The 15,093-nt window shown below is 45.9% G+C and carries 13 protein-coding genes and 1 pseudogene; 6 read left to right on the top strand and 8 right to left on the bottom strand.

Features of this window, described 5'->3' with window-relative positions; translation table 11 throughout:
* Positions 1-14 precede the first annotated feature (14 nt).
* Both QUA78_RS22240 and QUA78_RS22235 read right to left on the bottom strand, forming a co-directional pair.
* Positions 15-878, bottom strand: a complete 864-nt coding sequence (locus tag QUA78_RS22240; RefSeq protein WP_333302073.1) for a sulfite exporter TauE/SafE family protein — start codon at positions 876-878, stop codon at positions 15-17.
* A gap of 66 nt (positions 879-944) precedes the next feature.
* Positions 945-1,787 (bottom strand): pentapeptide repeat-containing protein, encoded by an 843-nt coding sequence (locus QUA78_RS22235; RefSeq protein ID WP_333302086.1) that lies wholly within the window; start codon positions 1,785-1,787, stop codon positions 945-947.
* 288 nt (positions 1,788-2,075) lie between these two features.
* Between QUA78_RS22235 and ilvD the strand changes: the two genes are divergently transcribed.
* The gene (gene ilvD / locus QUA78_RS22230) at positions 2,076-3,761 is read left to right on the top strand and encodes a dihydroxy-acid dehydratase (protein WP_333302072.1); all 1,686 of its coding nucleotides are present in this window, start codon (positions 2,076-2,078) and stop codon (positions 3,759-3,761) included.
* Between the two features lie 117 nt (positions 3,762-3,878).
* On the opposite strand, the gene QUA78_RS22225 is transcribed toward ilvD, so the two are convergent.
* Both QUA78_RS22225 and QUA78_RS22220 read right to left on the bottom strand, forming a co-directional pair.
* The gene (locus QUA78_RS22225; protein WP_333302071.1) at positions 3,879-4,409 is read right to left on the bottom strand and encodes a hypothetical protein; all 531 of its coding nucleotides are present in this window, start codon (positions 4,407-4,409) and stop codon (positions 3,879-3,881) included.
* Between the two features lie 398 nt (positions 4,410-4,807).
* A complete protein-coding gene (locus QUA78_RS22220) occupies positions 4,808-6,739 on the bottom strand; it encodes a HAMP domain-containing sensor histidine kinase (protein ID WP_333302070.1) in 1,932 nt (643 codons plus the stop codon).
* A gap of 326 nt (positions 6,740-7,065) precedes the next feature.
* Here QUA78_RS22220 and QUA78_RS22215 point away from each other — a divergent pair, with 326 nt between their 5' ends.
* Together QUA78_RS22215 and QUA78_RS22210 are read left to right on the top strand one after the other, a co-directional pair.
* The gene (locus tag QUA78_RS22215; RefSeq protein WP_333399019.1) at positions 7,066-7,209 is read left to right on the top strand and encodes a hypothetical protein; all 144 of its coding nucleotides are present in this window, start codon (positions 7,066-7,068) and stop codon (positions 7,207-7,209) included.
* A gap of 257 nt (positions 7,210-7,466) precedes the next feature.
* On the top strand, positions 7,467-9,098 hold the full coding sequence (locus tag QUA78_RS22210) for a GTP-binding protein (protein ID WP_333302068.1): 1,632 nt from the start codon (positions 7,467-7,469) through the stop codon (positions 9,096-9,098).
* A gap of 106 nt (positions 9,099-9,204) precedes the next feature.
* On the opposite strand, the pseudogene QUA78_RS22205 reads toward QUA78_RS22210, so the two are convergent.
* Together QUA78_RS22205 and QUA78_RS22200 are read right to left on the bottom strand one after the other, a co-directional pair.
* Positions 9,205-9,460: pseudogene (locus QUA78_RS22205) on the bottom strand (adenylate/guanylate cyclase domain-containing protein); the annotation flags it as partial.
* 241 nt (positions 9,461-9,701) lie between these two features.
* Positions 9,702-9,938 (bottom strand): hypothetical protein, encoded by a 237-nt coding sequence (locus tag QUA78_RS22200; RefSeq protein ID WP_333302067.1) that lies wholly within the window; start codon positions 9,936-9,938, stop codon positions 9,702-9,704.
* A gap of 191 nt (positions 9,939-10,129) precedes the next feature.
* On the opposite strand from QUA78_RS22200, the gene QUA78_RS22195 reads away from it, so the two are divergent.
* On the top strand, positions 10,130-11,059 hold the full coding sequence (locus tag QUA78_RS22195; RefSeq protein ID WP_333302066.1) for a phosphoribulokinase: 930 nt from the start codon (positions 10,130-10,132) through the stop codon (positions 11,057-11,059).
* An 89-nt stretch (positions 11,060-11,148) separates the two neighbouring features.
* Here QUA78_RS22195 and QUA78_RS22190 read toward each other — a convergent pair whose 3' ends face one another.
* The gene (locus QUA78_RS22190; protein ID WP_333302065.1) at positions 11,149-11,337 is read right to left on the bottom strand and encodes a hypothetical protein; all 189 of its coding nucleotides are present in this window, start codon (positions 11,335-11,337) and stop codon (positions 11,149-11,151) included.
* A 111-nt stretch (positions 11,338-11,448) separates the two neighbouring features.
* Between QUA78_RS22190 and QUA78_RS22185 the strand changes: the two genes are divergently transcribed.
* Positions 11,449-12,429 carry an ABC transporter ATP-binding protein gene (locus QUA78_RS22185; protein WP_333302064.1) on the top strand — a complete coding sequence of 327 codons (981 nt, stop codon included), beginning with the start codon at positions 11,449-11,451 and terminating at the stop codon, positions 12,427-12,429.
* A gap of 188 nt (positions 12,430-12,617) precedes the next feature.
* Here the strand turns inward: QUA78_RS22185 and QUA78_RS22180 are convergent, their stop codons facing one another.
* A complete protein-coding gene (locus QUA78_RS22180; RefSeq protein ID WP_333302063.1) occupies positions 12,618-14,264 on the bottom strand; it encodes an NB-ARC domain-containing protein in 1,647 nt (548 codons plus the stop codon).
* A 376-nt stretch (positions 14,265-14,640) separates the two neighbouring features.
* Between QUA78_RS22180 and QUA78_RS22175 the strand changes: the two genes are divergently transcribed.
* On the top strand, positions 14,641-15,039 hold the full coding sequence (locus QUA78_RS22175; protein WP_333399018.1) for a hypothetical protein: 399 nt from the start codon (positions 14,641-14,643) through the stop codon (positions 15,037-15,039).
* The last annotated feature ends 54 nt before the right edge of the window (positions 15,040-15,093 follow it).

Genomic DNA, 15,093 nt, shown 5'->3' with positions numbered 1-15,093 from the left:
TTACCAATTACCAATTACCCGTTACTAAATTTTTGCCAAGCTTGCCAGAAAACATAAATCGATAAGATTGCCAAGAGCGATCGAAAAGCTAAACTAACAATACGATCGGGCAATCTCGGCAAAAACCGCGTGCTCACCTGCACCCCCAACAAACCGCCGCCGCCCAGAATCAACCCCACAACCCACAAAACATTCCCGCGCGCCGCGTGTCCCGCCGTCGCGGAAATTGCCGTAATGACGATGACGCCCAAGCTCGTTTGAATTGCAGTTTTAATGCTTTCTCCTAACAGCAAAATTTGCAGGGGAACCATAATCACGCCGCCGCCTACGCCAAACAAACCCGCTAATAAACCCGCAGCACTGCCGGTAGCAATTTTAGCAAAAGTTGGATGGAATAAAATATTTGAATTATTGGGTAATTCGTGATTGGTAATTGGTAATTGAGCATTTTCTCCTTCTCCCGCTTGTCCTCCCAGTTCCCCTTGTTCTGCTTCCGCTTTCTTCTTAGCTGTCAGGTGCTTGCGAACTTCAATCAAATAAATATTCAGCCACAGCAACAACCCAAAAGTAAGTAACAGCAAGTAAGGCGGAAATATCCCCGCCAAATAAGCACCGATTTGTGCTGTGATGACGGCGGGAAATCCTATGCCGGCGACTTGACTCAAGCTGAGGTAGCCCATGCGCCAATTCTGGATGCTGCCAGAAATAGCTGTAATGACGATCGACAAACCGCTAGTAGCAACCGCTTGCACCGGAGCGTAATTGAGAGCCACCAACAAAGGCACGAGCACCGTACCGCCGCCGATACCCAAAAAACCTGCTAGAATTCCGGCAAAAAGTCCGGCCGCACCCAACATCAATAATTCACTGATAGTCATTAGTTATTAGTCAGTAGTCAACAGTTAACAGTCAACAGTTAACAGTTAACAGTCAACAATCAAATTTTAAGAGTCATTAGTTGTGCCGTCCGGCATAATTGCCCGCCTCAAATCTGCATCGCGGAAGTTAGTTCGATTGAGATTAGCATCAATCAAAACCGCTTCCATCAAAACAGCCCCGCTAAAATTAGACCAGCAAAGCTTTGCCCGGTACAAATTAGCACCGCTCAAATTAGCTTTTGCCAGCGTTGACCAACTCACATTAGCAACTCTCAAATTAGCATTGCTCAGATTAGCTTCGCTCAGATTAGCTCCAATCATCGTTACTTGGCGCAAGTCTGCACCAGTCAGGTTGGCCCCGCTCAGCATCGCCCCGCTAAGAATTGCCTGATTCAGGTTAGCTCTTTCTAAAAGCGACTCGCTGAGGATGGCATTTGTCAGGTTTACCGCTTTGAGAGTTGACCAACTCAAATTTGCCTTCATCAAATTAATGCGAATCATGCTAGCGTCGGTTAAGTTGGCCGCAAACAAATTCGCTTCGGTAAAGTTGGCTTCGGTCAAATTAGCTTCCGTCAAATTAGCTTTGGTCATGTTGACTTCTCTCGCCATTGAGCCGCGAAGGTTGGCTCCCATCAGGTTAGCCCCGCTGAGATTGGCGCGGCTCAAATCAGTACCGATCAGATTTGCTTCGGTCAAATTAGCTTCCGTCAAGTCCACCCCTGGCAATTTCACCTCGCGCAAGTTTGCTCCCGTCAGGTTAGCGCCTTTGAGGTTTGCGTCTTGGAAAGTCGCTCTGGTAAAGTTAGCCTCGCTGAGGTTTACCCCTTGTAAGTCGGCCCCGGCGAGGTTAATTTCTCGAAAAGTTCTTTCTCCGGCCGCATATTGCCTCAGAATTCGATCGGCCTCCATGTCATTCGCCTCGCAATTGTTTTCAAACGTTAGAGTGATGGGTGTTACCACATCATCCCAGATAACTACGGTATTCACCCTGCACGCTGTAGTATCTGTAGAATCTTTGCACTGCTTTCCTAGCAATGCTGTGCTGTTGCCTCCTAAAAGGCCTGACAAATATCAACGCTTCTGAGAAAATCAACAATAGGGTAAAACTCTCGGCACTGGGCATTCAAACAGCCAGCAGCAAAGAAAAACAGACAACTGACAAGTCAACAACAGACAACTGACAAAGGAAATTTTAAAATGCCTGAAAATTTGAGAAGCCAAGCTGTGACTGGGGGCGTGCAGCGCGCGCCCAACCGGGCAATGCTGCGGGCAGTCGGTTTTGGCGACGGCGATTTCACTAAGCCGATTGTGGGGATTGCCAACGGGTACAGCACGATTACGCCCTGCAATATGGGATTGAACGACCTCGCTTTGCGGGCTATTGCGGGTGCAAAGGAAGCCGGCGCCATGCCGCAGATGTTCGGCACGATTACTATCAGCGACGGGATCTCGATGGGAACTGAAGGGATGAAATATTCTCTGGTGTCGAGAGATGTGATTGCTGATTCCATCGAAACTGTTTGCAACGGCCAAAGTATGGACGGGTTGCTGGCTGTCGGCGGTTGCGATAAAAATATGCCGGGGGCGATGATTGCGATCGCCCGCATGAACATTCCTGCTATTTTTGTTTACGGCGGCACGATCAAACCCGGACACCACAACGGACGGGATTTAACCGTCGTCAGCGTTTTTGAAGCAGTCGGTCAATTCAGCGCCGCCAAAATTGACGAAACAGAACTCAATGCAGTGGAACATAAAGCTTGTCCGGGTGCGGGTTCTTGCGGCGGAATGTTCACAGCAAATACGATGTCGAGCGCTTTTGAAGCGATGGGCATGAGTTTGCCTTATTCTTCGACAATGGCTGCTGAGGATGCCGAAAAAGCTGACAGCGCTGCCGAATCTGCAAAAGTTGTCGTGGAAGCGATCCGCAAACAGTTGCTACCGAGCCAGATTTTGACTCGCAAGGCCTTTGAAAATGCGATCGCGGTAATTATGGCAATCGGCGGTTCAACCAACGCTGTGCTGCATTTATTGGCCATTTCCAATGCGATCGGTGTTGAACTTGCTCTCGACGATTTTGAAAATATTAGAGCGAAAGTCCCGGTGCTGTGCGACCTCAAACCCAGCGGCAAATACGTAGCAACCGATTTGCACAAAGCCGGCGGCATTCCTCAAGTAATGAAAATGCTGCTAGAAAAGGGTTTGCTGCACGGAGACGCGCTGACAATTACCGGTCAAACTGTTGCTGAAGTGTTGGCAGATATTCCAGCCGAACCCCGCACCGACCAAGATGTCATCCGCCCTTGGAACAACCCGCTTTATGCCCAAGGACATTTAGCAATTCTGAGGGGAAATCTGGCAACAGAAGGAGCCGTTGCTAAAATTACTGGCGTTAAAAAACCGCAAATTACCGGCCCGGCGCGGGTATTTGAATCTGAAGAAAATTGTTTGGATGCAATTTTAGCGGGCAAAATTCAAGCCGGAGATGTGATTGTGATCCGCTACGAAGGGCCCAAAGGCGGACCGGGAATGCGCGAAATGTTAGCACCAACTTCGGCAATTATTGGCGCAGGTTTGGGCGATTCTGTCGGGTTAATTACTGACGGTCGCTTCTCTGGCGGAACTTACGGCATGGTTGTAGGTCACGTTGCACCAGAAGCGCAAGTTGGCGGCACAATTGCTTTGGTAAAAGAGGGCGATTCGATTACAATTGATGCTAACAATCGCTTGTTGCAGCTTAATATTTCTGATGCAGAATTGGAGCAGCGGCGCGCTCTTTGGCAGCCTCCTAAACCTCGGTATACTAAAGGCGTTTTGGCTAAATATGCTAAGTTGGTTTCTTCTAGCAGTGTTGGTGCTGTGACTGATTTGGGTTTGGGTTAAAGTAGGAGTTTTTGTAACCGCAGATCGAGGCAGATAAACGCAGAGGAACGCAGATAAAATTCTATCTGCGTTCCTCTGTGTCCATCCGCTGATATCTGCGGTTACAAAAATCCCAAATTAACTGCGCTGATTCAAAAAGCGGCCTGCCATCGACATGGCGTCAGTAATATCTACGTCGCCGTCTCCATCTGCATCTAAAAACGTATTCAAAACGGGATTGCTGCCTGGGGCTGGGTTTTGGGCGTTGCTGCCGGTTTTTAGCAAATTCAGCACCAGCGGCACCAAAACAGGTATCATCGCCTGCACTGTGGCGTTATTCAAACCGGTTCTGTGGGCGATATCGTTTACTATCTGCGTCAGTTGGCCTGCTCCGAACAAACTCTGTACCGCTTGCGGATTGGGATTTGTGCCGCTAAATTGGTTGACAACTTCTTGAGCTTGTGCGTCTCCCGACTGCGCTCGCACGTCTTGCAATGCCGATCGCACGTATCCGCCCAAAACCGACATTGCTAGCTGAGTCGTGCCCGCATTGACGCCCTGGTTGCCGCTCAACTGCTCTACCGCACCGATAATGTTGCCCAACTGATTGGGACTTGCTTGTTGGTTGGGATTGTCGATCGCGCTCAAAATTTGGTCAAATAGTCCCATAATTTTTGCTCCGTACAGTTGTTTCTCAACTTTAAATTATAGCAACTCCTGTTTTTCAAGATTACGAAAAATTGTTTTGAGTTGGGTATTATCACTCATCTATTAGCGTAGCGACAGCCAGTCAATCGATTTTAGATTTTAGATTTTAGATTTTAGATTAAAGAATTGAAGCATTGACCCCACGCATAAATTCGGGGGGCAAGTTTCATCGGATACAGGTTTTTTATTTCTGGACGGATGAATCCGGGGGCTTGTATCCTGGATGCTTTCGGTCAGTAAGCAATCTCATACAATTTTAGATTTTAGATTTTAGATTTGGAATGAATTATGACATCAGAGTTTAGATTGCGGGCTTAGAATGGTCTTCTTTTTTAAAATGGCTCTAAAACTGATAATTTTTAATTTTTTACAGTTCCTCTCTCCTCGGACTTGGTTGGCAACTTCTCGTTGCCGAGGGAATTATCTTCGCGAGAAATTGGAGGTTCTAAGAGCGTATTTGGCATTAAATCATCCTGCTTAATCGGCAGGGCGATCGTAAATTCCGTCCCCGTTCCCACCTCCGACCAAAAGTTAATTGTCCCGCCGTGTTTCTTGACAATAATTTCGCGACCGATTGCCAATCCCAAACCAGTACCTACACCTCTCGGTTTAGTCGTAAAGAATGTTTGAAACATTTTTTCTTGACTTGCTGCCGCTATTCCCGTACCGTTATCGGAAATTCGCACTACCACTGAGTCTTCGTCTAAGTATTCTGTAGCAATCACAATCCTGGGCAAAAAACTCGGTGCTTCGTGTTTGATTGACTCCGAAGCCGATTGTTTTTTCACCTCCTCAAAACTTGTTTTCTCACTTTTTGCTTTCTCTTCCACAGCATCTAGTGCATTGTTCAGAATGTTCACAAACACCTGGTAAAGCAAACCCATATACCCTTCAACATTCGGAATGTTCCCGTAATTTCGCGCCACTTCAACGCCCTGTTTGATTCGGCTGTTGAGAATCAGCAAACTGCTGTCTATGCAGGCGTGCAAATCGACGGGATGAGGAGCCGCATCGTCGAGGCGAGAAAAATCTTTCAAACTTAAGATAATAGCTTTGGCTCTTTCCGCGCCTACTTGCATCGAGTCTAATATTTTCATCAAATCTTCTTTGAGAAAATCGATGTCTATTTCTTCGCCTTTCGCGATCACTGGGGCAGGCGGCTTGGAAATTTCTGTTTCGTAAGTGTTGAGCAAATCTAAAATATCTTCAACATAATGTCTCGCAGGGTCGATATTGGCATAGATAAAATTGATTGGGTTGTTAACTTCGTGAGCAACACCGGCCAACATCCGCCCCAAACTTGCCATTTTCTCATTTTGAAGTATGTGGCTTTCTTGTTCGGCTTTCAATTCTTCTAGCAAGTGATTTACTTTCTGAATCAGTTGATTCAGCGAAGCTGCCAATACTCCCACTTCATCGGTGCTGGTAACAGGTACTTGCAACTGAAAATTAGACTCTTGGGTCACTCGCTGAGCGATATTAGTTACAGCGGCGAGGGGTTTGGCGATCGCCCGACTGGTGAAGCCCGCCAGCAGTGCTGCAACGACGATCGACAGTGCCATGCTACCAAAAATTATTTGCACCCGCAGCGCCTGCGCTCGCAGCAGATCCTCCCGCCCAGCATCTTCTTGCTCTTGGGCGCGATCGATAATTTCTGCTATGTCATTGACCGCCCTATCTAGTTGCAACCCAATTTTATCTCGATCCAAATTAGACAGCAACTTGCGTTTAACACTTTTTTTCTCGAAGTTATTTGGCAATTTACTAATTTTTTTATTTACTGTTTCTAGCTGATGAAGGTAATTAGACAGTACCGAATCGTAAGTTTTTCTAAATTTTGGTATGCCTTCTATGTGTTCCATGTATTTTTGATTTTTAACTTCAGCTAGCGATAACTTCAAAGTGTAAATATTGTTTTGTAGCTGTTGGTATTTGCTGTCAAATATGGCGGGCTGTTCGAGCCAGTAAATCAGCGATTTTTGGCTGTTTTGCGTCCGCAGTAAAGCCACCTGCAACTTATTTAAAAGCTGACTTTCTCGATCGATGTGTACTTGATTGTTCGTTCTGCGATAGTAATGATTGCCCGCCAACATCCCGACAGTCGTTCCCCCAATCGCAACACAAAGAGCCAGTGCGTACCCACGCCAGATTTTGTCGCGAATACTGAGGTTGCCAAAGGAACGGGCTATGCGAGCGAAATAATGGGGCTTTGCTGGCTGGCTCTCTTTGATGTTATGCTCGCAAGAGGTAGAGAGTTCTTGTGAAGGCTGATTCAGATGTTTGAGCTGCATAGATGCTAACCTGTGAATAATTCACGCACTGACAATTCAGTCTAACTTAACTCGCGGCTGATTTGAGAGTACGGCATGGATACTTAATTTGATAATTTTTGTGAATTAGGACGCTTTTACCCTGCCTAAGAAACCCGGTTTCTCGTTTCCGCTTTCGGAGCTTCCAGGAGGCACTTTCGTTAAAAAACCGGGTTTCTTTGTAGTTAATGCCATATTTGTTTCTTAATAAAAAAGTATTGCTCGACTCGCGATTAAATAAATAAGTAGGTAGATGCAAATAAACCGGTCTACGGTTCGGGCAGGTGATAAGCTGTAGCTGAGTAGTCGTGCAAGCTACAATTGCAGTCAGAGGGCGATCGCACTTGTCCGTCCCGCTGGCGCTCAAACTCCGCAAATCGCGCCCGCAGACGGACAGAATCGGGTTTGCGGGCTGGTGCAGTACGATCGGGCGCTTCGCCATAGCATTTTAGATTTGAGATTTTAGGTTTTAGATGGGGAATGACTGATGACTATCGGGGTTTGCGGCTTGCCTACAGTTGCATTCTTTTTTTTAACTCGTAAGCTGTCGCGCATTTAATTTGTAAGCTACTGTTTACTTAAACTCTTGTGGCGCGGGCAGGAGAACCCGCAATCGAGCTTCAATCTAAATGCCAAATAGCTTATCACTTCCGAATTCTCATGAAAATGTAAAAATCAAAGCATAACCCTTTTATTTGCCGCTTTCCTCATGCCTTTGCCGCGCCTGTTAACCTTAATTGCTGCTTTCTGCCTCGCCCTGGGGCTGATTATTGGGCTGGTGAGTTCCTTAACAGGGCTTTACAGTCAAGTTGCGTGGTCTGCTTCTCCGCTGCTGGCTAATTTGCTGATTTTCCTGATAATTGTACTTTTGGGAACCCTAATTTTTGCGCTGGTTTACTATTTTAGGCTGCTGCAACGCCCTCAGAAAGTTCAGGGAAAACGGGCGATTAATCCGAAGGTTCCTGTTGTAAAAAGTGAAGCTGCTTCGGAAAATCTCAAAGCAATCAGGCAGCAAGTCGATCGCATTCAAGATGAAGTAGCGCGGCAAGCTTTGCTGTTGAGAGCTCGCGAAATTGAAGCTAGCATGGCTCGCGGCAGCGTTCGAGTAGTTGTTTTCGGCACCGGTTCTGCGGGCAAAACTTCCGCTGTGAATGCGCTGGTGGGGCGGATGGCGGGACAGGTGGGCGCGCCGATGGGAACTACCGAAGTTGGGGAAACTTACACTCTGAAATTGAAAGGAATCGATCGAGAATTAGCAATTACTGATACCCCAGGGATCTTGGAAGCGGGAGTTGCGGGAACTTACAGAGAGGAATTGGCGAGGCAGTTGGCGGCGAGGGCAGATTTGATCTTATTTGTTTTGGACGGCGATTTGCGAAAATCCGAGTACGAACCGCTGCGGACTTTGGCGGAAATTGGCAAAAGGTCGATCGTGGTTTTTAATAAAGTTGACCTTTATCCCGACAGCGACAGAGATGAAATTCTCGATCGACTGCAGCAGCGAGTCAAAGGTTTTGTATCAGCAATGGATGTAGTCGCCATTAGCGCCAATCCGCAAAAAGTTGTACTAGAAGACGGCACAATTTTTCAACCCGACCCGGATATTATGCCATTAATTCGGCGCGTCGCTGCGATTTTGCGAGCCGAAGGCGAAGACTTAATTGCCGACAATATTTTGCTGCAATCTCAGCACTTGGGAGACCAAGCGCGGAAGTTAATTGACGCTCAAAGGAGACGGCAAGCTGATAAAGCAGTAGAGCGATTTCAGTGGATCGGAGCCGGAGTAATTGCTGTAACGCCTTTGCCAGTTGTGGATTTGTTAGCGACAGCAGCAGTTAACGCTCAAATGGTAGTAGAAATTGCCAAGATTTACGGCTGCGAATTAAATATCGATCGCGCCAAAGAATTGGCATTGTCTCTAGCAAAAACCCTAGCCAGTTTGGGAATAGTTGAAGGCGTAATTCAAGTAGTGTCAAGGGCGCTGCAATTAAGCGTAGCCGGGTTTGTACTTGGCAAAGCAATTCAAGCAGTCAGCGCCGCTTATTTAACCCGAATTGCCGGTAAAAGTTTTATTGAATATTTCCGTCACGACCAAGATTGGGGCGATGGTGGCATCACCGAAGTTGTGCAAAGGCAGTTTCAGTTAAACAGGAAAGACGAGTTTGTCAAAGCATTTGTCAAAGATGCGATCGCCCGCGTTGTCGAACCTCTGAACATCTATCAGCAAGAATCGGAACCCGAATTAGAAATGTCAGCCGAGTTGGAACCAGAACCTTTGTATCAGTCGCCGCAACACGACGATTGGGAAACCCACACAAACAAGCGAAACGATGAGTGGTAATTAGTAATATCAAGTCCGGCTTAAATATCCCCCGGATTTCTCAGTCTGCGCAGGCCGACTTTGTTTGACAAGGAGCGGTTGAAACGGCAGATCGAGGGGTAATGAACTAATGTTGCCCCAGCAATAAATAAACCATCATTTCTCCTTTACCTTTAATCTCAACAGCACCACGCATTTTAAACGAAAATTTATCTTTTAAACGATCGTAAACCGCAGGAGTCACCTGAATTTCCCCCGGAATACCATTTGATTCCATCCGCTGAGCAACATTTACTGTATCCCCCACAAATCGTAACTAAATTTAGTTAAACCAATGACTCCTGCCACCACCCACCAATATTTATCCCAATGCGGAGACTAAATCTGTGATTGTTTTTGAGATTGAAACTAGCGACAGCAGCTTGCTACGGGCGTAGTTAAACTTAAGATTTGTTTAAATTTAGAAATTACGCATGGGTGCGTCGAAACCGATTTTTTTCACGGCAAAACTTCGTTACAGCAGGCAAGCAAGAGTAAAAAAAATAGGTTTTTGAGAGCATGATTGCATCCTGAACTCAAATTTATACTAATTTGTCGCGCACAGCGAAAGCTGTGGCTAAAACTTCATATTGCGAGTAAATTCGATCGGCTTCCGCGTCGATTGATTGATGGACTGGCAAGTTGATTCACTGCTTGCTGGCCGTTTTGAAACCAAAAATATCCCACGATTCCCACCGCTGGTGCAATTTGTACTAGAAAAGAGACTACCGGGACACTTTGCAGGGGTAATTTTCCCGAAATTCCCACAATAGCCGGATTCAAAAGTACGATCGACATCGTGGGCGGTTGAGAAATCGGCATGATTATTTAATCAGATACTCCCTGAGTCTCAGATGCCACATTATATTAAGAAATATGACAATAATTTTACACATTAGGGAGAGTCCGGGGGATCGAGTCAAACCATCGGATCGAGCGATCGGATCGAACACAATTTTGATAAGATTTAAGATTGACAACAAAATTTGCTATTGTGCGTCCGGGTAAAAACAATGAGCGATCGACCAATTATTCTCGGTATTGTCGGAGACAGCGCAGCGGGCAAAACCACCCTGACGCGGGGAATTGCCCAAGTATTGGGGCCAGAAAATGTCACTGTGATTTGCACTGACGACTATCATCGCTACGACAGAAAGCAGCGGGCAGAAATCGGAATCACAGCATTGCATCCCGACTGCAATCACCTCGACATCATGCAGCAGCACCTCAGCCTGCTGCGCACGGGACAAGCAATTCTCAAACCCATCTACAACCACACCACAGGTACATTCGACGCGCCGGAATACATCAAGCCCAGCAAATTTGTAATAGTTGAAGGTTTGCTGGGTTACGCAACCCGAACAATCCGCGATTCTTACGACGTAAAAGTGTATCTTGCTCCTCCCGAAGAGTTGCGAACTCAGTGGAAAGTTAAGCGGGATATCATGAAGCGCGGTTATACTGAAGAACAGGTGCTTGCAGAAATAAAAAAACGGGAACCGGACTCGGAAGACTTCATTCGTCCTCAGCGTAAATCGGCCGACGTTGTAGTTAGTTTTTACCCGCCGGAAGCGGACAATGAATCGAATTTGAGCGTCCGTTTAGTACTCAGACCGACAATTCCTCACCCTGATTTTACTGAAATTTTAGGTCGAGGTAGCGATAGTTTTAAACCTGCAATTCGCTTGGGACTCGATCGGGATATGGGCAAACCAGTTGACGTTTTGGAAGTAGACTCCCATGCTACCAGCGAGCAAGTAAACGAACTAGAAATGATTTTGTGCAGCGAGTTGCCACACCTGCGGGGATTTTGCTCCGCCCAAGGCAATCCGGAAATTGGCAAACTGATCGGCACAACTGGCGAAGTGTTGCAAAGTTACCCGCTAGCTTTGACGCAGTTGCTAGTGGCATATCACATGATGAAAGCAATTCATGTGTATTAGTTAGTTGTTAGTTGGCAGTTGTTGGTTGGCAGTTGTTGGTTGTTATTGGTTATTGGTTATTGCAATGACCAATAACCAATAACCAATAACTAATGTACTCGCAAAGTCAGATTAACATTAGCCAATTGCTGAATAGGCAGCGAGACTGGCAACTGACTTTGAGGTGCGGGCAGCATTTCGCCTCGGAAGTCGAGGAGGGTGACGAGCAGCAGGTAGGCAACTGCTAAAATTATAGAAATCACCCCAGTGATAATAGCAATAATTTTTGAACGATCCATATTCAGAAAATTTTAAGTGCAGCTAATATTAGTTTAACATTAAAAAGAACAATTATTACTTAACTTATGCAATAGAATATAATCAGGTGCTACTTAATTTCGCTTACGAAAATGGAACCTCTTATAGATGCGCCAACTCCCACCGAGATGCCCGGAGCTACCCCAGTGGTGGAAACATTTAATCTGGGGAAGTTCTACCGTACTGGCTTTTGGATGAACCAAAAGATTGAATCGCTCAAAAGTTGCACTCTGACTGTCTCTGAGGGGGAAACTTTCGGACTGTTAGGGCAAAATGGAGCGGGAAAAACTACGCTGCTGAAAACTTTGCTGGGTATAGTGCGGCCGACTTCTGGCAGGGCGCTGCTGTTGGGGAAGCCTTTGGGCGATCGCACTGTGAAGCAGCGAGTCGGCTATTTGCCAGAAAATCCCTATTTTTACGATTATCTCACGGGCTGGGAATTCTTGCAATTTGCGGCGGGGTTATTTCAAATTCCCCCCTCGATTCAGCGGCAGCGAATTCCGAATTTGCTAGACTTAGTTGGACTATCTCAATCGGCGGCAATTAAAAAACAGTTGCGCCAGTATTCTAAGGGAATGCTGCAACGGATCGGCATGGCTCAAGCTTTGATTAACAATCCAGATGTGGTATTTTTAGATGAGCCGATGTCTGGTTTAGATCCGATGGGACGCTATCAGATGCGGGAGATAATTTTATCGCTGAAAAATCAAGGAAAAACAATTTTTTTTAATTCGCATATATTGTCAGATGTGGAGAAGATTTGCGATCGAGTGGCAATTTTAGCGAAGGGTGAGTTAATCTGCATGGGTGCGATCGACCAACTCCTCGGCAATACTGAAACTTACCGGGTTGAAGGTAGGGGGGGTCACTTGAATATCCTGAAAAAGTGGATACCGGATATGGAAGTTGATAATGATTTGTGGTACGGTCATTTGCAGGGCGAGCCGAAGGAGTTTCTTTCTAGTCTGAACGGTACGGGAGGGCAGCTAATTGGGATGAATTTGGCTAAGCCTAGTTTGGAAGAGTTTTTTATGCAGCAACTGCAAGAAAGAGGAATTTATTCTAGTGGTTGAAGTCCATAAAATTGGCGGCTGAAACCGGGCGGTTGAAACCGCGGCTACAAATATAAAGTCCGCCTTCGCGGACTAAGAAAACGGGCAAGATGCCCGTTCCACAGCACATCAAGTTTATTGTGGGGTGGGCATCTTGCCCGCCCTGACTAATAATAAAAAAACGGGCAAGATGCCCGTTCCACAACATATCAAATTTCTTGCGGGGTGGGCATCTTTCCTGCCTCTGAAAGGCTAATGTTTTTTACTTCCGTTAACAATGGCAACGGTAGATTTGCACATACTAACTCTGCACAATTCCACTGCCGCAGATACTCATAAACTTCAGAAATAATCGCATTTGCTGCATCTAAATCTTGTGCTTGAGAAGCATGATAGTGCGCTCTGATTAGCGGCTTAATATCCTCGATATCTTGCCATTCTGATTTTGGTTTGAGGGGAATGCTGATATAATAGTTATAGGCTTGGCTGTGGGCGGTACGGAGATTTTCAGGGTTTTGACTTAGCAGGTACTCGCCCTTTTCTCGGACTAGCGGATGCAACTGATAGGATTTGAGGTGGCGATCGTAATAGAGCAATTGGCGGCGCTTCAGTCCTTGAATAATATTTTCTTTAAGCTCATACTTGCTAAATTCTGGCATTTGAGCGCTAATTCCGGCAAAAGATAGCGAATATTCTGAGGTTTGGTAGACCGAAATTCGGCTGAGACAAGTTTGCTCGCCGTCGCCCAGACGCGCTATCATTTCATCGATCGCTCTTTCAATATCTCGAATCAGCAACCAGTCTCTCTGGTGCAGAAACATCCCGACATTTCCCTGAAACTCGGTATCGTCTCGAATCAAGGCTGCAATGAGTTGTAAGGCTTTGGGATGTCCTGAATAGCGATCGCCCATTTCTGCTAATTCCTCTGCATTTGCAGTCAGATTAAAAGATTGCAATAGGGCAACTGCGGCATCTCGATCCAATCCGTTTAGCTGGATTTCGCGGGTGACTGTTGACGGCAATTCGGCTAAGCTTTCGCGACTGGTGAAAATAATTTTGCTTTGATGTTCTGTTTCTAATAGTTGTTTGAATAACCAAGCATATTCTGCACAATCGTCGGCGAAATAACCAGCCGCTTTTGCCTCTCCACCTTTCAAAAGTGTGTCGGCGCGATCGAATACGAGCAAGCAAGGTTTTTCTCTGAGGATTTTGAGCAGATTTTCGGTTTTTTTGAAGTAGTCATTTTGAGCGTTGACGGCTGCGGTAATCTCGCCGTTGGAGAGGGTGAATAGCAGCGAGTCAATTATGCGATCGAAGGGGGGTGCTTTGCCTGTTGCCGATTGCAAGGATTGCCAAGCGGCGCAGGCGAAGGGGGTTTTTTCTGTGTGGAATTGGCGAATTAGTTGGCTGGCGAGGGTGGTTTTTCCGATGCCCGGTAATCCGACTATTGAGATGGCGGTGATATCTGAGTTAACGATCGTAGTTTTTAAGATATCGATTTCTTTGGTGCGCTGTACCCAATGTCTGACGGGGGGTAAGTTTTCTGGGAGGGGGAATGTGCGATCGTTTTGGTTGTCTAGGGGGATATCTGCGATCGCGGCGGCTAAAAGTAATTCTGTTTTCTTGATATCATTGCGCTCGATAATATCTTCCCAGTTATTGATTCCTACAGCTTTACAAATATCGATAAATGTTTCGCGTCGAATTCGGTTTTGCGCCCAAAACCTCCTTAAAGTGGCTTTTGAAGTTAGAGCGGCTTTACACCAGGTATCCTCACTTTTATTCCATCCGAGATTGCGTCTTACCATATCAATGATTTTTAGCCCTTCTTCGGATGCTCTGAGCAAACCTGCCATTGCGACTCCTTTACTGAAATTATGCCTTAGTAAAGAATATTACATGATTTGGTGAGCCAAAAAGTGAGCCAAATGAGCCAAATGAGCCAAATGAGCCTTTTATATTGAGCCAAATGGTGAGCCATTGAGCCTATACAGATTCAGGATAGTGGAGTATTGTGAAATGATGTGTTTGGCTGTCAGCTACGTTTGACGGTGCATCTGGCGGGCGATCGGGGATACAGCTTATCTGCTGTTGAAAGCAATGTAAAGTTTTGTTACAAAAGCAGGGCGAACTGCATAAAAAGCAGATGAAGGCCCTGATAGATATTTAGGAAAGCTTGCTAGGCGGGCTTTGCTGGTTTTGACGCAACTATATTTGTGAGGAGATGGGATTATGACGAATATTAATTTAGGACAAACGATTGATGAGAGTTTGAGCAGCAGTGATACTAATAATCCTAAAAAATCAGGTAGCTTCTCGGATGATTATACATTGAGTGGGGTTTCCGATTGGCAGCAAGTTCAAGTTAACCTCGACTCGGATGCTTTTGACAGTTACCTACAACTGGTAAATGCTTCAACAGGTGAAGTAATTGCCTTTAACGATGATTTAGATAGTAATTTAAACTCACAACTTAGCTTCACTAAATACCCCGGCATTGATTACATCATTCGGGCTACCAGTCTTAATTTTGGTGTAACAGGAAATTATACTCTCAAAACTACCTCATTGGGTATGGTAGAGTCGATAGGGGAATTTCTACCCCTATCTCTCCTTCAAAACGGAACGTGAAACTTTCGCTTCATTCCGCTCCTTGGTATCTTCACCCTTGTTACGGGTACAATT

Source organism: Microcoleus sp. K4-B3 (assembly GCF_036704615.1).
Lineage (GTDB): Bacteria > Cyanobacteriota > Cyanobacteriia > Cyanobacteriales > Microcoleaceae > Microcoleus.
This window is presented reverse-complemented; position numbering and strand designations above follow the sequence as displayed.